The sequence below is a fragment of the Mesorhizobium sp. M1334 genome, from assembly GCF_040317995.1.
Taxonomy (GTDB): Bacteria; Pseudomonadota; Alphaproteobacteria; order Rhizobiales; family Rhizobiaceae; genus Mesorhizobium.
The window spans coordinates 407,615-426,712 of the sequence record NZ_JAMYLM010000001.1; the positions used below are offsets into that span (position 1 = coordinate 407,615).

The 19,098-nt window shown below is 63.1% G+C and carries 13 protein-coding genes and 1 pseudogene; 8 read left to right on the top strand and 6 right to left on the bottom strand.

What is annotated here, in order from left to right:
• Positions 1-11: 11 nt before the first annotated feature.
• Together NKH17_RS02005 and NKH17_RS02010 are read right to left on the bottom strand one after the other, a co-directional pair.
• Positions 12-1,220 (bottom strand): acetyl-CoA C-acetyltransferase, encoded by a 1,209-nt coding sequence (locus tag NKH17_RS02005; RefSeq protein WP_352805392.1) that lies wholly within the window; start codon positions 1,218-1,220, stop codon positions 12-14.
• A gap of 120 nt (positions 1,221-1,340) precedes the next feature.
• Positions 1,341-1,484: pseudogene (locus tag NKH17_RS02010) on the bottom strand (OsmC family protein); the annotation flags it as partial.
• On the opposite strand from NKH17_RS02010, the gene NKH17_RS02015 reads away from it, so the two are divergent.
• Positions 1,483-1,608 carry a hypothetical protein gene (locus NKH17_RS02015; protein WP_352970127.1) on the top strand — a complete coding sequence of 42 codons (126 nt, stop codon included), beginning with the start codon at positions 1,483-1,485 and terminating at the stop codon, positions 1,606-1,608. The pseudogene NKH17_RS02010 and the gene NKH17_RS02015 overlap by 2 nt on opposite strands.
• Before the next feature lie 94 nt (positions 1,609-1,702).
• Here NKH17_RS02015 and NKH17_RS02020 read toward each other — a convergent pair whose 3' ends face one another.
• The 3 genes from NKH17_RS02020 to NKH17_RS02030 form a co-directional block, all read right to left on the bottom strand.
• Positions 1,703-2,872 (bottom strand): acyl-CoA dehydrogenase family protein, encoded by a 1,170-nt coding sequence (locus NKH17_RS02020; protein ID WP_352805395.1) that lies wholly within the window; start codon positions 2,870-2,872, stop codon positions 1,703-1,705.
• Positions 2,873-3,103: 231 nt separating this feature from the next.
• A complete protein-coding gene (locus tag NKH17_RS02025; RefSeq protein ID WP_352898527.1) occupies positions 3,104-4,900 on the bottom strand; it encodes an acyl-CoA dehydrogenase in 1,797 nt (598 codons plus the stop codon).
• A 248-nt stretch (positions 4,901-5,148) separates the two neighbouring features.
• A complete protein-coding gene (locus NKH17_RS02030; protein ID WP_254816399.1) occupies positions 5,149-5,610 on the bottom strand; it encodes a MerR family transcriptional regulator in 462 nt (153 codons plus the stop codon).
• 553 nt (positions 5,611-6,163) lie between these two features.
• On the opposite strand from NKH17_RS02030, the gene NKH17_RS02035 reads away from it, so the two are divergent.
• The 4 genes from NKH17_RS02035 (at position 6,164) to NKH17_RS02050 (ending at position 13,299) form a co-directional block, all read left to right on the top strand.
• Positions 6,164-10,027, top strand: a complete 3,864-nt coding sequence (locus NKH17_RS02035; RefSeq protein ID WP_352475941.1) for a peptidoglycan-binding protein — start codon at positions 6,164-6,166, stop codon at positions 10,025-10,027.
• 191 nt (positions 10,028-10,218) lie between these two features.
• Positions 10,219-11,142, top strand: coding sequence for a sulfite exporter TauE/SafE family protein (locus NKH17_RS02040; protein WP_254816309.1), 924 nt, complete (start codon positions 10,219-10,221; stop codon positions 11,140-11,142).
• Positions 11,142-11,933, top strand: coding sequence for a TIGR02186 family protein (locus tag NKH17_RS02045; RefSeq protein WP_352475942.1), 792 nt, complete (start codon positions 11,142-11,144; stop codon positions 11,931-11,933). Before NKH17_RS02040 ends, NKH17_RS02045 begins: the two co-directional genes overlap by 1 nt.
• Before the next feature lie 109 nt (positions 11,934-12,042).
• Positions 12,043-13,299 carry an Hsp70 family protein gene (locus NKH17_RS02050; RefSeq protein WP_352475943.1) on the top strand — a complete coding sequence of 419 codons (1,257 nt, stop codon included), beginning with the start codon at positions 12,043-12,045 and terminating at the stop codon, positions 13,297-13,299.
• A gap of 5 nt (positions 13,300-13,304) precedes the next feature.
• Here NKH17_RS02050 and NKH17_RS02055 read toward each other — a convergent pair whose 3' ends face one another.
• A complete protein-coding gene (locus tag NKH17_RS02055) occupies positions 13,305-14,207 on the bottom strand; it encodes a LysR substrate-binding domain-containing protein (RefSeq protein WP_352475944.1) in 903 nt (300 codons plus the stop codon).
• A 279-nt stretch (positions 14,208-14,486) separates the two neighbouring features.
• Here NKH17_RS02055 and NKH17_RS02060 point away from each other — a divergent pair, with 279 nt between their 5' ends.
• The 3 genes from NKH17_RS02060 to NKH17_RS02070 are packed head-to-tail and all read left to right on the top strand — an operon-like array spanning position 14,487 to position 19,097.
• The gene (locus NKH17_RS02060) at positions 14,487-17,420 is read left to right on the top strand and encodes a molybdopterin oxidoreductase family protein (RefSeq protein WP_352898532.1); all 2,934 of its coding nucleotides are present in this window, start codon (positions 14,487-14,489) and stop codon (positions 17,418-17,420) included.
• The gene (locus NKH17_RS02065) at positions 17,417-18,151 is read left to right on the top strand and encodes a 4Fe-4S dicluster domain-containing protein (protein ID WP_254816304.1); all 735 of its coding nucleotides are present in this window, start codon (positions 17,417-17,419) and stop codon (positions 18,149-18,151) included. The genes NKH17_RS02060 and NKH17_RS02065 overlap by 4 nt, the downstream gene beginning before the upstream one ends.
• A gap of 10 nt (positions 18,152-18,161) precedes the next feature.
• Positions 18,162-19,097 carry a dimethyl sulfoxide reductase anchor subunit family protein gene (locus NKH17_RS02070; RefSeq protein ID WP_352475947.1) on the top strand — a complete coding sequence of 312 codons (936 nt, stop codon included), beginning with the start codon at positions 18,162-18,164 and terminating at the stop codon, positions 19,095-19,097.
• Position 19,098: the final 1 nt, after the last annotated feature.

The following is a 19,098-nucleotide window of genomic DNA, read 5'->3' on the forward strand; positions in this document are numbered from 1 at the left end:
ATCTCTCTCCGTCAGACGCGTTCGATGATCGTTGCAGTGCCCATGCCGGCTCCGATGCAAAGCGTCACCAGCGCGGTGTTGAGGTCACGGCGTTCCAATTCGTCCAGCACCGTACCGAAGATCATCGCACCGGTGGCGCCGAGCGGATGGCCCATGGCGATGGCCCCACCATTGACGTTGATCCGGTCATGCGGAATGTCGAAAGCCTGCATGTAGCGCAGCACCACCGAAGCGAAGGCCTCGTTGAGCTCGAACAAGTCGATGTCCTGCAGCTTCATCTTCGCCCGCTTCAACAGCTTCTCGGTGACGTCGACCGGGCCGGTCAGCATCAGCACCGGTTCGGAGCCGATATTGGCGAACGCACGGATGCGCGCGCGCGGCTTGAGGCCGAGCGTCTTTCCCGCCTTTTTCGAGCCGAGCAGCACGGCCGCCGCGCCGTCGACAATGCCGGAGGAATTTCCGGCATGGTGGACGTGGTTGACCTCTTCCACCTCGGGATGCTTCTGCACGGCGACGGCGTCGAAGCCGCCCATTTCGCCCGGCATGACGAAGGACGGATTGAGTGCGGCCAGCGACTGCATGTCGGTCGAGGGCCGCATGTGCTCGTCATGGTCGAGGATGGTCAGGCCGTTCTGGTCCTTGACCGAGATCACCGAATTCTTGAAGCGGCCCTCTCCCCACGCCTTGGCGGCGCGCTTCTGGCTCTCGACCGCATAGGCGTCGACGTCATCGCGCGAAAAGCCGTATTTGGTGGCGATCAGGTCGGCCGATATGCCTTGCGGCACGAACCAGCCGGGCAGGCCGACCGAGGGATCCATGAACCAGGCGCCGCCGGAGGCGCCCATGCCGACGCGCGACATCGATTCGACGCCACCGGCAATGACGATCTCGTCGGCGCCTTGCGCGATCTTGGCGGCCCCGAAATTGATGGCGTCGAGGCCCGAGGCGCAGAAGCGCGATATCTGCATGCCGGGCGCCCTGGTGTCGTAGCCGGCTTCGAAAGCGGCGGCACGTGGCATGACCGCACCCGCCTCGCCAACCGGATCGACGCAGCCGAAGATAATGTCGTCGACGGTGCTAGTGTCCAGCCCGTTGCGGTCGCGGATGGCCTCGAGCACCTTGGCGCCGAGCCGCACCGCCGGCACTTCGTGCAGGGAGCCATCTTTCTTGCCCCTGCCGCGCGGCGTGCGCACGGCATCATAGACATAAGCTTCGGCCATTGGTGATCTCCTGTGATCTAAAATCGGGGCTCGACCACCACTTCGGTCCGCACCGAATTGGCCGATGAAACAGGCGTCGTGCGCCTTGTGATGAATACTCTCGATCATAGCCGCATCTGCGTCGCATTCGACGAGCGGCCGAAGGGTGACATGTGTGATGGCTGTGCGCCCCTCAGCATTCTTGGCCATCAGGCCTTCGGCTTCGTCGTGATAAGATCGGACATTGAGCTTAGCGCGTTTTGCCAGATCCAAGAACCAGAGCATGTGGCAAGAAGAAAGCGAAGCGACGAACAGTTCTTCCGGATCGACGATCGTTGCATCGCTAAAAGGTGCCGGCACAATCGACGGCGATGCGGAAGCGGAGATGACCGCGCCACCATCAAAATGAAGTTCATGGACCCGGGAACAGCGGCCGGAAAGGAAATCCTCCCGTGCCCCCGACTTCCAGCGAAGCCCAGCAAAATGCTTCGACATGCGACCTCCTAAAGGCTCCGCCCGATCAGCAATTTCATGATCTCGTTGGTGCCGCCGTAGATGCGCTGGACGCGGGCATCGCGGAACATGCGGGCGATCGGATATTCATTCATGTAGCCATAGCCGCCATGCAATTGAAGGCATTCGTCGACGACTTTTCCTTGCAGGTCTGACAGCCAGTATTTGGCCATCGAAGCCGTCACCGGGTCGAGGCCACCGTTAATATGGCGGGCAACGCAGTCATTATAGAAGACGCGGCCGATGGTCGCCTCGGTCTTCAATTCGGCAAGCTTGAACTGGGTGTTCTGGAATTCGATGATGGCCTTGCCGAACGCCTTGCGCTCCTTGACGTAGTCGATGGTAAGCGCCAGAGCCCGCTCGACCATGGCAATAGCAGTGGTGCCGATCTGCAGCCGCTCCTGCGGCAATTGTTGCATCAACTGGACGAAGCCCTGGCCTTCGTCATTGCCGAGCAGGTTCGAGGTCGGCACACGCACGTCGTTGAAGAACAGTTCCGACGTGTCGTTGGCCTTGAGGCCGATCTTGTCGAGGTTACGGCCGCGCGCGAAACCCTCCACCTCGTCAGTCTCGACGACGATCAGCGAGATGCCCTTGGCGCCCTTCTCAGGATCGGTCTTGGTAACGACGATGATGAAATTGGCGAGCTGGCCGTTGGTGATAAAAGTCTTCGAGCCGCTGAGCTTGTACCGGTTGCCGTCCTTTTCGGCACGCATCTTGATGCCCTGCAGGTCGGAGCCCGCACCCGGCTCAGTCATGGCGATGGCGCCGATCAGCTCGCCGGTCGCCAGCCTCGGCAGCCATTTCTTCTTCTGCTCCTCCGAGCCGTAGTGGAGGATATAGGGGGCAACGATCGAATTGTGCAGGCCAATGCCGAACCCGTCGACGCCGACATGGCCGATCGCCTCGATGATGGCGCTCTCATGCGCGAAGGTGCCGCCCGATCCGCCATATTCCTCCGGCATCGAGGCGCACAGCAGTCCGGCAGCACCCGCCTTCTGCCAGCTTTCGCGGTCGACCATCTCGTTCTTCTCGAACTCGTCGTAACGCGGCGCGATCTCTTCCGACATGAAGCGGTGCGCCATGTCGTAAAGCATGCCGACCTCGTCCGCCGCCCAGGCGGGCTTGGGAAGGCCCAGGATTTCGGCGGGGTTGGTCATGGTTTCTCCCTCGCGCCGACGTCCCCCTCGAGACGAGGGTGGCCGCGAAGCGGCCGGGTGGAGTCGCCGATGACTTGCTCGACCTTATCTTTTACAACCTGCGCCATGTGCCACGGCATTGCGATCATTTTCCTCCAAGGCATGCACCAGAATGGAGGTCGGCGCACTGCACGCAGAACCCCTCCCGGCTCTTCGGGCCACCCTCCCTCGAGGGGCAGGGGAACGCCGAAGCTAGAACGCTTCCGCCGGCAGTGCCATCAATGTGTCGGCACCGCTGGAGATGCGGGCAAGATGCGCCGACGTCTCCGGCATGATCCGCTCTACGAAGAAGCGCGCCGTCACCAGCTTGTTGTCGTAGAAAGACGAAGCGCCGTCGGGACCATCAGCCAATTTCGCTGCGGCCACCTTGGCCATCCGGGCCCACATATAGCCCAGCGCCACCAGGCCGAAGAGATGCATGTAGTCGGTCGAGGCGGCACCCGCATTGTCGGGCCTGGCTATGCCGTTCTGCACCAGCCACATCGTCGCCGCCTGCAGATCGTCGAGGCCCTTTTTAAGCGCCTTGGTGAAGGGCGCCATCTTCTCGTCGGTGCGGTTCTCCTCGCAGAACTCTCCGACTTCCCTAAAGAAGACCTGGACCGCGCGGCCGCCATTCAAGGCCAGCTTGCGGCCGACGAGGTCGAGCGCCTGGATGCCGTTGGCACCCTCATAGATCATGGCGATGCGGGCATCGCGGACGAACTGGCTCATGCCGTGTTCTTCTATATAGCCGTGGCCGCCGAACACCTGCTGCGCCATTACCGCATGATCGAAACCCTTGTCGGTGAGCACGCCCTTGACCACCGGCGTCATCAGGCCGGTATAGTCGTCTGCGACCTGGCGATCTTTGTCGTCACCGGAGCGGTGAGCGATGTCGGACTTGATCGCCGTCCACAGCGCCAGCGCGCGGCCGGCCTCGTTGAACGCCTTCATGGTCATCAGGCTGCGGCGGATGTCCGGATGAACGATGATCGGATCGGCCTTCCTGTCCGGCGCCTTCGGTCCTGACAGCGAGCGGCCCTGCAGACGGTCCTTGGCGTAGGAAACCGCATTCTGGTAGGCGACCTCCGATAGCGAGAGCCCCTGCAGGCCGACGCCAAGCCGCGCCTCATTCATCATGGTGAACATTGCTTTCAGCCCGCCATTGGCCTCGCCGAGCAGCGTGCCTTCAGCGTCGTCGTAATTCATGACGCAGGTCGAGTTGCCATGGATACCCATCTTCTCCTCGATCGAGCCACAGGAAACGGTGTTCTTCTCGCCCGGATTGCCTGAGGCATCGAGCTTGAACTTCGGCACGATGAACAGGGAGATGCCCTTCACGCCATCCGGCGCGCCCTCGATACGGGCCAGCACCAGGTGGACGATATTGTCCGACATGTCATGCTCGCCGGCCGAGATGAAGATCTTCTGGCCGGATATCCTGTAGGTGCCGTCGCCATTTGGGACGGCCTTGGTGCGCAGCAGGCCAAGATCGGTTCCGCAGTGCGGCTCGGTCAGATTCATGGTGCCGGTCCAGGCGCCCTCGACCAGCTTCGGCAACCATGTTGCCTTCTGCTCTTTGGTGCCATGGGTGATGATCGCAGCGATCGCGCCTTGCGTCAGGCCCGCATACATCATCAGCGACATATTGGCCGACACCATGTATTCGGCAACCGCGGTGTGCACCGCGTAGGGCAAGCCTTGCCCGCCAAACTCGACAGGTGCGGCGAGCCCCATCCAGCCGCCTTCGCGATACTGGTCGAAGGCCTCATTGAAGCCTTTCGGCGTCGTTACCGAACCGTCGTCATGGCGCACGCAACCTTCCGTGTCGCCGACACGGTTCAGCGGCTGCATCACGTTTTCAGCGAGTTTCGCCCCTTCGGCAAGGATGGCCTCGAGCACATCCGGCGTGGCGTCGGAAAATCCGGGAAGATTGGAATAGCGCTGATACCCCAGCACTTCGTTCAGCACGAACAGCGTGTCGCGGATCGGCGCCTTGTAGTTCGGCATGCGTTTTCCTCCACCATGCGGTCTTGGCCCCGAAATCAGCCCCAGTGTACCAGTGTATGAGGATAGCAGGCGGGCCAGTATGACGGGTCGGAGATAGCAAATGTTGACGTTTGCGTAAACGTCAATTCTGCGGTGCGACGAATTTTCTCCCGCGCGCCAAGACCGCAAACGGCGAAGGACGGCAAACGACGAAGAACCCCGCAGCGAAAGCCGCGCGGCTCTTATCCGTCGGAAATCGAAAGCTTAGTTTAGCTCGCCACGCTGGCCTGCGGCGTCGAGCGCTCGATCAGCATTTGCCGGACGGTCAACATCGAAGCACTCAGTTCGCTGATGGCATCGTCGATCAGCGCCCGCTGCTTCTGCAGACGGGCAAGCTGCTTCTCCGACTTGTCGAGCGCCAGCCGCAATTGCTTTGTGTTGGAGCCGTTCGGATCGTAGAGGTCCATCATCTGCTTGACGTCACGCAGCGAGAATCCGACCTTGCGGCCAAGCAGGATCAGCTTCAGCCGGGCCCTGTCGCGGCGCGTATAGAGGCGGGTCGAGCCGTCGCGCTGCGGGTTGAGTAGACCCTTGTCCTCATAGAAACGCAGCGTACGCAGCGTCACGCCGTATTTCTTGGCCATTTCGCCGATGCGGACAAGCTCTTCACCGGCTTCGCTCGACATATCGTTGGTGTTGGCCGCGGCTTGGCCGGGCGAAATAAGTTTCATGGTCACTGGCTTTCCCCGTCTGATGGCGTCGCGGTCGCGGACCTAGCGTCGCCTGAGTGAAAGCGGGGGCGTGCTTCCACTCGTGGTTTCAACAAACAAATCGCAAACGGCGTAATCCGCTCATTTACGTTTACGTCAATTCTATATCGATAGCCGCCCTACCACGCAAGAGCGTTCTAGGCTTGGAACTTTATGCCGCAGCGCCGGCGGATAACCTAAAAAGTCGTTGCCGATTTCGGGAGCGATCATGCGGCTGATCAAACGTCCACGGCGTCCTTTGTGCGTCCAATAGAAGACACCCGGCGCCGTCCGCAGCCAGCCGACAAAGTTGCAACTTCTTAAGCTTGGTTAACGCGTTGTTTACCACGTTGGGGCGAAATGTGCGCATGTCGGTTACCCGTGTCTATCCTGTATTGAAATTTTTCACGGTTTTCGGAGCGCGGATGAGACCCGGGAAGCTCGTCTTCCACTGCAACAAGCCAAGCAGTCGCCTTCGTCCCGGCAGGACTTTGGGAACCTGGTGAAAGCCAGCAATTCTGAAACGGGCGCATTGATGAACAGCAAGCGGTCCTACCTCGATACACTCAACGCCGGCAGGCAACGCCGGCCGCACACGACGCTTGAAGAGCTCAACCGCTCCCTGGAAACTCTGGAGCAGCGGCTGGAGCGGACGCGCGAGGAGACGACAAACCACCCCGATCCGCGCCGACCAGCGGCAGAACCGCGCTATCCCAGCGCTCAACCCTATGGCCAGCAGCGCCGGTATGAAGACCCACGCGAGGCGCAGCAGCCGAAAGGTCCAGCAGCGGCCTTCGACCAGAACTACCAGGCGATCGCCCGCGATATCGACCGGGTGCGCGGTCAGGAGGACAGCGTCGCCTTAGCCGGCAAGATCGCCGGAGAATTGCGCGGCCTGCGCGAAGAGCTGCGCCAGCAGATGACCTCCGGCCTGCAACGCGAGTTCGACGTACTGCGCAAGAATATTGAGCGAGCCTTCCAGTCAAATGGCGGCGGCAAAGGCAGCGCCGAACTCGGCGTCGAGTTCGAGCGGCTTTCCGGCGCCATCCAGACACTGGCCGAAAAAAGCGACGACAGAAGCGTCAATATGCTGCGGCTCGAGCTTGAGCAGGTCAAGGCCGCGCTCGATACGCTAGCGCGCGAGGAGAGCGTGCAGGCGGTCGGCCGCCGCTGGGACGAATTCGACCGCCGCTGGAACGCCTTCGAGGACCGCGTCGACGCCGATCAGCGCAAGCGCTCCGACGCGCCCGGCCTGTCGGCGCTGACGGAGCGGCTCGAACAGATCAGCAATGCCGTCAGCAATCTGCCGGAATCGCTGTCGCTGCGCTCGCTCGAAGAAAAGGTCCGCACGCTTGCCGGAGCGGTCGATCATTTCGCCCGCCAGCAGGACAATCGCGGCAGCGACACATTCAGCCAGATCGACGAGCGGCTCGACGAGATTTCCCGCGCGATCGTCGCCTCGACGGTTGCCGCGCAAGCCAATTCGTTCGACCCCGAGCCCTTCGAACGCATCGAGAAGCGGATCGATTCACTGGCCCAGCAAATCGAAGAAGTGTCGCAGGATCGTCCGGGCCGGGAGGTCATCGACCGGCTCAACACATTGTCGAGCCGCGTGGACGAACTGGCCGGCCGAGCCAATCTGCCGGAACAGGCGATGGAGCGCCTTGCCAGGCAAATCGCGCTTATCTCCGACAAGATCGACCACGCACCGGCCATGCCCGACGCCGATTACATCTTCCAGGGGCTCGAGCAGCGCTTCGACGTGCTATCCAGCATGATGGAACGCCGCCAGGGCGACGCCATCGAACAAGGCAACATGCTGTTTCGCGACCTCGAGCGCCGGTTGGACGAGGTCGCCGACAGGCTGGACCAGCGCATGCCGCAGGTCGACAACGCCGACATCATGGATGCCATCGACGCCCGCTTCACCGCGCTGGCCAAGCGGATGGAGACACGCGTTCCAGATCCCGCCAACGAGGCGGCGATCCGCGGCCTGGAGAGCCGGCTCGAAGACATCTCAAGCCGGCTGGATTCGTCCGCCGCACAAGTCGCCAGCATCGACCCGGCTTTGATCCGCAGCCTCGAAGCGCAGGTCGCCGGCCTGACGGCGCACCTTTCCAAGCCCGGCACGCCGCTGCCGGAATTCGACGACATCAGCCCGCGTCTCAACGAAATCGAGAAATCGCTGGCCGGAACCCGCGATTCCATCCTCGGCGCGGCGCGCGAGGCGGCCGAGAGTGCCGTCCGCTCGCTGGCCGGATCAAGCGCCAACACGGCGGCCGTTACCGGCCTCGCCCAGGACCTGAAGACGCTCGAGGCGCTGACGCGCCGTTCGGACGAGCGCAATTCGAGGACGTTCGAGGCTATCCACGATACGCTGCTCAAGATCGTTGACAGGCTTGGTTCACTGGAGACCGGCGAACCGGCAAGCGCGGAGTTGAGTAAGCGCTCCGGGCGGGCATCCAAGATCTCGGTGCAGGATGCACCGTCGATGGACCTCGACCAGCCGCTGCCGTTGACGGGCAACATGGCCGATCTCGACGGCCGCGCCGCGGCGCTCGTGCGCGGAGAGCCAGGTCCGCGAACGCCGGCCGAGGCCGCCGCGGCAGCCGCCCTGGCGGCTCTCGGTTCAGACACGACACGTGAAAAGAACGAACAAGGCGGCGGCAGGAAATCGATGTTAGGCGGGCTGGCGCGCGCCTTGAAGGGCAAGAAGGAGACCGAGACGCCGCCGCTTGCAGGCTCGGCGCCGAGCGCCGAGATACCGAGCGTCGATCTCGACGAGCCCCTCGACCCCAAGCTCGCCAACCGGCCACTGGAACCCGGCTCCGGCGCACCCGACCTCAGCGCCATCATGAAGCGCGTGCGCGACGAGCGCGGGCAGCCGGCCCGGGAAGGCAGCGCCGAGGCGGCGAAATCGGACTTCATCGCGGCAGCCAGAAGGGCTGCGCAAGCGGCGGCCGCCGAGGCGGACGCCCTCAAGCGCCAGTCGACGATGAAAGGCCCGGTCAAGGCACTCAGGATCGGCGACCTGCTCAAGGCGCGGCGCAAGCCGATCCTGATGGGGGCAATCGCCATCATGCTGGCGCTTGCCGGCCTGCAACTGGGCAAAGCCTTCTTCTCCGACCCGGTCGAAGTCGCCGACAATGAGGCGGCACCAGCCGTGGCCGTACAGCCGGTGGAAACCGCATTAGCCAGCGTTGCCAGCGAGCCGAAGGCGGACACGCAGACAACAACACAGGAGAGCGAGCCGTCGCCCACCGTCAGGCAGGCCGAGCCATCCGCATCGATGACCAAGGACGACACGGCGGCGCAAACCGGCCCCGCCACACAGGCAGCCGAAGCATCGACGGCGCCCTCGCCTTCCGGAGCGTCCGCTGACCTGGCGGCGCCAGACACCACGGCCGCAGTGCCCGCGCCGGCAGCGGCGACGGCCAGCGACGCCGAGCCAAAGCCTATCGCGCCTGCTATGGCCCCCGCTGCGACGCAGGACACGACCGGCACTGTGCCGCCGGCGGATGCTGCCCCGGCAGGCGTTGCCAAGATCGACGTTCCGGCCGATGCCGGTCCGGCCGCCCTGCGCGATGCAGCGGCCGGCGGCGACGCCAAGGCGCTGTTCGAGATCGGCTCGCGCTACGCCGAGTCACGCAGTGTCAAGGAAGACATGACGGCGGCGGCCAAATGGTATGAGAGAGCTGCCGAACTCGGTTTCGCACCGGCAGAATACCGCATCGGCAATTTCTACGAGAAGGGCATCGGCGTCGCACGCGACATCAAGAAAGCGAAGACCTGGTACCAGCTTGCCGCAGAGCAGGGCAATGCCAGCGCAATGCACAATCTTGCCGTGCTGTTTGCGATGGCGGCGGACGGCGTGACCGACAACGAATCGGCAGCACGCTGGTTCCAGGCGGCGGCGGATCTCGGCGTCAAGGACAGCCAGTTCAATCTCGGCATCCTCGCGGCGAAGGGTGTCGGCATGAAGCAGAATCTCGAGGAGAGCTATAAATGGTTCGCGCTCGTCGCCAAGACCGGCGACAAGGATGCAGCGGCCAAGCGCGACGAGATCGCCAAGGCGCTGAGGCCCGAGCAGTTGGAGCGTGCGCGGGCCGCGGCTGAACTGTGGACAGCCAAGCCGCTCGATCCAGCCGCCAATTCGGCCGACATTCCTGAATCGTGGCAGGACGGCACACCGCAGACGACCGCCGGCATCGATATGAAGAAAGCGGTCCAGAACATCCAGCGCATTCTCAACAAGAACGGCTACGAGGCCGGCAATCCCGACGGCATGATGGGCCTGAAAACCAAGAACGCAATCATGGCCTTCCAGGCCGACAACGATATGAGGGCAACCGGCGCGATCGACGAAAAGCTGGTCAAGGCGCTGCTCGCGCGTAAATAACGGCAGATGCGTCGTTTCCGCGACGCCCTTGCCACAGATTTGCCTGTTAACTGATTGAGTTGTTTTTTGTTTCGGCGGCGCGGCGAAGTTTGACTTCACCGCCCGGCCGGCGCAAGAACGAAATAGCCTTTTGGCGCAAAATGCCCGCAACGGTTGCATTCGCCAGGAGGCAAACTGATCGAGACTGACGGGTGGGCATCTATCTCCCGATCGCGGAAATTTCCGTCAACATCTTCGTGCTGCTGGCCATGGGTGCGGCGGTGGGTTTCCTGTCGGGCATGTTCGGCGTGGGCGGCGGCTTTCTCATTACGCCGCTGCTGATCTTCTACAACATACCGCCGGCAATCGCGGTCGCCACCGGCGCCAACCAGGTCATCGCTTCCTCCTTCTCCGGCGCCCTGTCGCACATGAAGCGCGGCACGCTCGACTTCAAGCTTGGCGGCGTGCTTTTAGGCGGCGGCATCGTCGGCTCGACCGGTGGTATCTATGTCTTTGCGCTCCTGCGCCGGCTCGGCCAGCTCGACCTGTTTATCTCGCTGCTCTACGTCGTGCTGCTCGGCACTGTCGGCGGACTGATGCTCGTCGAGAGTGTCAACGCATTGCGCGCCACTCGCAGCGGCGCCGCACCGGTCTTGAAGAAATCCGGCCAGCACAATTGGATCCACCGCCTGCCCCTGAAGATGCGGTTCAGGGCCTCGAAGCTCTTCGTCAGCGTCATTCCGGTGCTTGGGCTGGGCGCGGCGATTGGCTTCCTGTCGTCGATCATGGGCGTCGGCGGCGGCTTCATCATGGTGCCGGCCCTGATCTACCTTTTGAAAGTGCCGACCAACGTCGTCATCGGCACCTCGCTGTTCCAGATCATCTTCACCTCGGCCTACACCACGCTGGTCCACGCCACCACCAACCAGACGGTCGACGTCATGCTCGCTTTCCTGTTGATGGCAGGCGGCGTCGCCGGCGCGCAATATGGCGCCAAGGCCGGTCAGCGGCTGCGGGGCGAGCAACTCAGGGCGCTGCTGGCGCTGCTGGTGCTGGCGGTCGCCATCCGGCTTGCCATCGATCTCTTCGTCACGCCACCCAATCTCTATTCGCTGTCCGGCGTGGGCCTGAGCTGATGGCTGGCTTCAGGACGCTCGCGGCCGCCGCCTTGCTGTCGCTGCTGGCGGCTGCGCCGCCGGCGAAGGCGCAGGCGCTTCTGACCGAAAATATCCAGATCGGCCTTTCGACCGACAATGTCTCGATTACCGCCGGCTTTTCCGGCGCCGACCTGACCATCTTCGGCTCGCTGGAAAATGCGGATCCGCTTGTCGCGCGGCAAGGGCGCTACGACGTGATCGTCGTGCTGGAAGGCCCGGCCCGACCGGTCGTCGTGCGCCGCAAGGACCGGGTGCTCGGCGTCTGGGTCAATCTGGAGTCGGAGACCTTCAAAAACGTACCTGTCTCCTATTCGGTGGCGACGACGCGGCCGCTGCAGGACGTCACCGATCCCAACAGCTACAAGCAGCTGTCGCTTGGCGCCTCGAACCTCTATTTGCAGCCGGCCGACGCCGGCGACAGCCCGGCCACAATCGAGGAGTTCACCGCCGCGCTGCGCGAACGCAAGGCGGCGACCGGCCTCTACAGCGAGAATGTCGGGGGTGTGCAGTTCCTGTCGCAGAACCTGTTCCGCGCCACAGTCAGGCTCGCCCCAAACGTTCCGGTCGGCACCCATAAGGCCCGCGCCTTCCTATTCAAGAGCGGCCTGTTCATCAAGGAAAGCTCCGCCCAGCTCGAAATCCGCAAGTCCGGTTTCGAACAGTCGATCTTCCGCGTCGCCCACGACTACTCGTTCCTCTACGGTGTCTTTGCCGTATCGCTGGCCATGCTGACAGGCTGGCTCGGAAGACTGGTCTTCAGGAAAGACTGAACTCTCGTAAAAGTGGTTTCCCTTTCCGAGGGTATGGGTTAGACCGCGACCCCCGGGCCCGACCGGACACGAGCTGCTGCTCCCCAAATCAGAAATACAGGAACGCACGATGCGACCAGCATTCGCCGGGATCGACTTCGGCACTTCGAATTCCACCGTAAGTGTGGTCAGGAACGGGCAGCCGAGGCTGGTGGCGTTGGAAGACGGCCAGGTCACGCTGCCCAGTGCGGTATTTTTCAATTTCGAGGACAACCGCACCTATTTCGGGCGACGCGCCCTTGCCAACTATACGGACAGTATCGAAGGCCGCCTGATGCGCTCGTTGAAGAGTGTGCTCGGCAGCTCGCTCGCCCACGAAAAGACACGCATCAAGGCGCGCTCGATCGGCTTCATGGAGATTGTCGGCCTGTTCGTCGGCCATCTGAAAAAGAAGCTGGAAGAAGAAGCCCATGACGCGGTCGATAGCGTCGTGCTGGGACGGCCCGTGCAGTTCGTCGACGACGATGCCCAGGCTGACGCGAAGGCGGAGCACGAACTCGAAAATGCCGCTCGTGCCCACGGCTTCAAGCACATCGCCTTCCAGTTCGAACCGATTGCCGCGGCACTCGACTACGAACAAAAGGTGACGCGCGAGGAACTGGCGCTGATCGTCGACATGGGCGGCGGCACGTCCGACTTCTCCATCGTGCGCGTCTCGCCCGAGCGCGCCCGCTCGCTTGACCGCAAGGACGACATCCTGGCCAGCCGCGGCATCCACATCGGCGGCACCGACTTCGACCGGCTGTTGAGCATCGCGCATGTGATGCCGCAGCTCGGCTATCTCTCACTGACCAAGGATGGCAAACGTAATCTGCCGGCGAGCTACTTCATCGATCTGGCGACGTGGCAGCGCATCAACCTGGTCTATATCGCGAGGGCGATGACGCACCTGCGCCAGATCCGCTATGAGGCGGAGCGCGCAGACCTGGTCGACCGCTTCATCCACATCGTCGAGCATCGTTACGGCCACGCGCTGGCGGCGCTGGTCGAAAAGGCCAAGATCGAGCTGACGGACCGTTCGTCGGCCGATGTCGAGGTCGCGCTGCCAGAGGTGAGGTTCACGGCAGAAATCACGCGCAAGGGTCTCGAAGCCACCATAGCCAGGGACATTGAGCGTGTTGCGGCTACAGTCGAGCAGACCATCCGCGACGCACAGGTGAAGGCCTCGGACATCACCGCGGTGTTCTTGACCGGCGGATCGACCGCGATCCCGCTGGCCAGGCAGCGGATCCTGGCGCTGGTGCCGCAGGCGTCGGTAATCCAAGGTGATGTGTTCGGCTCGGTCGGGCTTGGGCTGGCGCTCGACGCGCAGCGGAAGTTCGGCTGATCGGCTTAAAGCGGCGCGAGTCTCTCAGCTTTGCCGCCAAGATGCGCCTTGAGCGCCATCTGGGCTAGGCTCGGCTGCCGGTCGCGATGCGTGATCATGGCAAATTCGCGCTTCGGCAGATCGACCGGCACAGAACGTAGGCTACCTTCGGCGACCGCGCGGGCGACGACGAGTTCCGAGATGATGCTGGCGCCGGCGCCGGCCTCGACCGCCTGGCGAATAGCCTCATTGCTCGGCAATACCAGGAATATCTGCAGGTCCGCGAACGAAATCCCGTCGCGTCGGGCAAGGTCCTCCAGCGCCTCGCGCGTGCCCGACCCGCCTTCGCGAATGATCCAGCGAAGCCCGCCAAGGTCGGGATGTCCAGGCGAAACTTCCGCGATCTCAGGGTGCGAGCGCGCCACGACCAGCATCATGCGATCGATATCGACCTTGGCACGCCGCAAAATGTCGGATTCGGTGCGCCCCTCGACCAGGCCAAAATCGGCTGCGCCATCAAGTACATCGGTCTCGACCTGCCTGGTGTTGCCAATGCTCACGCTCAGCCTGACGGCAGGATAGGCTTCGTGGAAAGAGGCGAGCCGGCGCGGCAGCCAATAGCTGGCAATGGTCTGGCTGGCAGCGATCGAGAGACTGCCGGTGATCGTTTGCGAGACATGCTCCAGCACGTTGTGGGCGGCCGCAGCCCGCTCGAGGACCGCCTTGGCCTCGGGCAAGAATCGGCGTCCGGTTTCGGCGAGCTCGATGTTGCGGCCGACGCGGTTGAACAACTGGACGCCATGCTGCTGTTCGAGCGAGCGGATCGCGGCGGATGCGGCCGACTGTGAGATGCCCAGCAACTCGGCCGCTTTGGTCATGTGCGCCCGTTCGGCGACGGCGACGAAGATCCGCAACTGGTCCAGGGTCATTCCGACACTAAGAAGCAAATCCGATTGGAATTACAAGAGCAAGTTGTTAGACGGATCGGTCGCTTTGTTCTAAATTTTGGCTCGAAATTGGAAGAAAGTCGCGCCAGAGCAGTCGAGGGTAGAATTGGTGGGGCGGTTCAAATCCGTGTTTGCGCACTGGACCCGCAGCCTGCGGCGGCGGCTCTTGGGTGAACGCTATCGGCCGGAAGAGCATTACATGCGCGGCCCAGGCCCGAAGACGAGAGCCAAGTTCGCGGAGCGCAAGAGCATCACCGGATCATGACCAACAACCTGCTGCGCGGAGCCAATTCGGCACCATCACAACGGCCGCTTGCCGATACGCGAGCGCCCGCTGAACGCGACGGCGTCGATACTTCGCCTGATGTCTCCGACAGCATCGCCAAGACCACCTGCTATATGTGCGCCTGCCGCTGCGGCATCGACGTCCATATCAAAGACGGCAAGGTCCGCTACATCAACGGCAACAAGGATCATCCGGTCAATCGCGGCGTGCTGTGCGGCAAAGGCAGCGCCGGCATCATGCAGCATTACAGCCCGGCCCGGCTGACGAAACCATTGCTGCGCACCGGACTGCGCGGCTCGGGCGAGTTCCGCGAGATCGAGTGGGAGGAAGCTTTGTCGCTCGCGACAGAACGGCTTTCGAACATCCGCCAGACCGATCCGAAGAAACTCGCCTTCTTCACCGGCCGCGACCAGTCGCAATCGCTGACCGGTTGGTGGGCGAGCCAGTTCGGCACGCCGAACTTCGCAGCCCATGGCGGTTTCTGCTCGGTGAACATGGCAGCCGGCGGCCTCTACACGATTGGCGGCTCGTTCTGGGAGTTCGGCGAGCCCGACTGGGACAACACCAAGTATTTCATGCTGTTCGGGGTTGCCGAAGACCATGATTCCAATCCGATCAAGATCGGCCTCGGCAAGCTCAAGGCGCGCGGCGCCAAGGTGGTTTCAATCAATCCCTGCCGCACCGGCTACAACGCGATTGCCGACGACTGGATCGGCATCCGGCCCGGCACCGACGGCCTGTTTGTGTTCGCCCTCATCCACGAATTGCTGAAGGCAGGGCGCGTCGATCTCGACTACCTCTTGCGCTACACCAACGCCCACATCCTGGTCATTCAGGAGCCTGGAGCCGCCGATGACGGGCTGTTCATGCGCGACTGCGACGGCAATCCGCTGGCTTGGGACAGGGTGGCGAAGACGCCTGTCGACGCCGGCGATACCGACGCAAAGCCCGCACTGACCGGCAGCGTTCTCGTCGACGGCCGCCGCTGCGTGCCGGTCTTCCAACTCGTCGCCGACCGCTATCTGGACGAGTGCTATTCACCCGACGCCGTCGCTGATCGGTGCGGCATCTCCGCCGACACGATCCGACGCATTGCTGCAGAACTCGCTCATGTCGCCTTCGAACAGCAAATCGAACTGCCGGTGGCCTGGACGGACTGGGCCGGCCGCCGGCACAAGACCATCAAGGGTCGGCCGGTGTCGATGCATGCGATGCGCGGCATCTCGGCCCATTCGAACGGGTTTCACACTTGCCGCGCCATTCATCTGCTTCAGGTGCTTCTCGGCACGGTGGACGTGCCGGGCGGCTTCCGCTTCAAACCGCCTTATCCGCGGTCCGCGCCGCCGGGTCCAAAGCCCGCCGGCAAGAATGTGAAGCCGATGACACCGCTCGAAGGCATGCCGCTCGGCTTCGTCTGCGGACCTGAGGACCTGCTGATCGATGAAGGCAGCAGGCCTGTTCGTATCGACAAGGCATACTCCTGGGACGCGCCGCTGGCCGCCCATGGGCTCATGCACACGGTCATCCGTAACGCCTGGGCAGGCGATCCCTACAAGATCGACACTCTGTTCATGTACATGTCCAACATGGCCTGGAACTCGTCGATGAATACGGTCGAGACGATGGCGATGCTGACCGATATCGATGCGGCGGGCGAGTACAAGATCCCGTTCATCATCTATTCCGACGCTTATTATTCCGAGACCGTGCCTTTTGCGGATCTGGTGCTGCCGGACACGACCTATCTCGAGCGTCATGACTGTATCAGTCTGCTCGACCGGCCGATCAGCCACGCCGACGGTCCGAGCGACGCCATCCGCCACCCCGTCGTCGAGCCGGACCGCGACGTCAGGCCGTTCCAGACGGTGCTGATCGAACTCGGCGCGCGGCTCGGTCTGCCCGGTTTCGTCGATGACGACGGCTCCGCCAAATACCGCGACTATGCCGACTACATCGTCAATCACGAGCGTACGCCAGGTGTCGGTCCACTCGCCGGCTGGCGCGGCAAGGACGGGACCTTGGTCGGCAAGGGCGACGTCAATCCAGACCAGTTGCAGCGCTACATCGACAATGGCGGCTTCTGGCACCAGGATTTCGCGGCCGATCAGCGCTACTACAAGATGGCCAACCGCTCCTATCTCGACTTCGCGGAGAGCATGGGCTTCACCCCGAAAGCCGAGCCGATCGTGTTCCAACTCTATTCCGAGCCGATGCAGCGCTTCCGCCTGGCGGCACGCGGCCATGGCCGGGTGCTGCCGCCGGAAGCCGAGCGTAGCCGCATCGAGACCTATATGGATCCGCTGCCGTTCTGGTATGCGCCCTTCGAAGAGACTGCGGTTGACAGCCAAGCCTATCCGCTGCACGCGCTGACGCAGCGGCCAATGCACATGTATCATTCCTGGGGCTCGCAGAATGCCTGGCTAAGGCAGATCACCAGCCAGAACCGGCTGTTCGTGCATCACCGGACCGCCGCCAGCCTCGGGCTTGTCGATGACGACTGGGTATGGATCGAGAGCATCAACGGCAAGGTCAAAGGACAGGTCAAGCTGGTCGACGGCGTCAACGCCGATACGGTGTGGACGTGGAATGCGATCGGCAAGCGTCGCGGCAGCTGGGGGCTCAAGGACGACGCGGCCGAATCCAATCGCGGCTTCCTGCTCAACCACATCATCGGCGACCAGACCTCCGCCGATGCCAGCGGCAAACGCTATTCGAATTCCGATCCGGTGACCGGCCAGGCGGCGTGGTTCGACCTGCGCGTGCGCATCGTCAAATGCGCGGCCGAGGAAGCCGGCTTCACCGAGCCGCAGTTCGAGCGGTTCCGGCAGCCACCGCATTTCGAACCCTCGCCCGACAAGCTCACTTTCGGCGCAGAGTTCCGCCGGGAAAGAGAAGCTGCCAGACCATGACCTGCCTTCCCGCCCAAACCGACAAGAAGCTCGGCCTCGTCATCGATCTCGACACCTGCGTCGGCTGTCAGGCCTGCGTCACCGCCTGCAAGGAATGGAACACCGGCGGCCACATGGCGCCGCTGACCGACATCGATCCTTATGGCGGCGACGCCGACGGGGTCTGGTTCAACCGCGTGCACAGCTATGAGCACATGACTGAGATGGGTGGGCGCACAGTCAATTTCCCGCGCTCCTGTCTGCATTGCGAGACACCGGCCTGTGTCACCGTATGCCCGACCGGCGCCTCCTACAAACGGGCCTCGGACGGCATTGTGCTGGTCGACGAGGACAAGTGCATCGGCTGCAAATTGTGCAGCTGGGCCTGCCCTTATGGCGCGCGCGAGTTCGACACCGATGTCGGCGTGATGAAGAAATGCACGCTGTGCGTCGACCGTATCTACAACGACAATCTGGCGGAAGAAGATCGCGTGCCGGCCTGCGTCGCTGCTTGCCCGACCAGCGCGCGGCATTTCGGCGATCTGGGCGATCCGGCATCGGCTATCTCGCAACTGGTGGCCGAGCGCGGCGGTGTCGATCTGATGCCGGAAATGGGCTATAAGCCGACCAACAAATATCTGCCGCCACGTGCCCACACCACCCGCGCCGCATCGGTGCCGGCGCCGGCGCTTGAAGCGGTGCGGGCCGAAGGCGGCTTCCTCGGCTGGGTCGACCGCATGCTTTCGAACTAACCCGCGTCTCATGCATCCAGCATTTTCCGTCGTCTTTTTCACCACCGCCACGGGCGCCGGTTACAGCCTGCTCGCACTCCTTGGCGTGCTCGCCGGACAGGGCTTTATCCCGCCCGATTTCTGGCTTGGCCTCACCGGCATGGGGCTGGCGCTTGGCCTGATCTCGGCAGGCCTGCTGTCGTCGGCCGGCCATCTCGGCCGTCCCGAACGCGCCTGGCGTGCCTTCTCGCAATGGCGAAGCTCCTGGCTGTCACGCGAAGGCGTTGCGTCGGTTGCGACCTTCATCCCGGCGGGACTGTTCGGTACTGGCTGGGTGGTCCTCGGCCGTACGAGCGGCTGGGTGGCTGTCGCCGGGCTGCTCGCTGCCATCGGCGCGGTCGCAACCGTCTGCACCACCGGCATGATCTACGCGTCGTTGAAGCCTATCGCCCAATGGCACAGCCGCTTCACCCTGCCCGGCTATCTGATCTTTTCGGCAATGACCGGCTGCGTGCTGCTCAATGCGCTGCTGCAGGGTTTTGCCGTCGGCTCGAATACGCTTCTCGCGGCTGCCCTATTGCTGACCGTGCTCGGCTGGGGCTGGAAGCTGGCGACCTGGCGGCATAACGACCGGCTGGAAATCCCGACCACCGCCAACTCGGCGACGGGTCTGGCCGGCGGCACGGTGCGGTCGATGGAATGGCCGCATACCGAGGAAAACTACTTGCTCAAGGAGATGGGTTTCCGCATCGCGCGCAAGCACAGCGTGCGGCTACGCCAGATCACGCAGGTGCTCGCCTTTGCTTTGCCTGCGTTGCTGTTGGTCGCGGCGTTCGCCTTGCCGTGGCCCTATGCGGCGGTTTCGTCGATGCTCGCCGCAATCGCCCAGCTCGCCGGCATGCTGGTCGAGCGCTGGCTGTTCTTCGCCGAGGCCAAGCACACCGTCACCTTGTACTACGGAAGGTAGG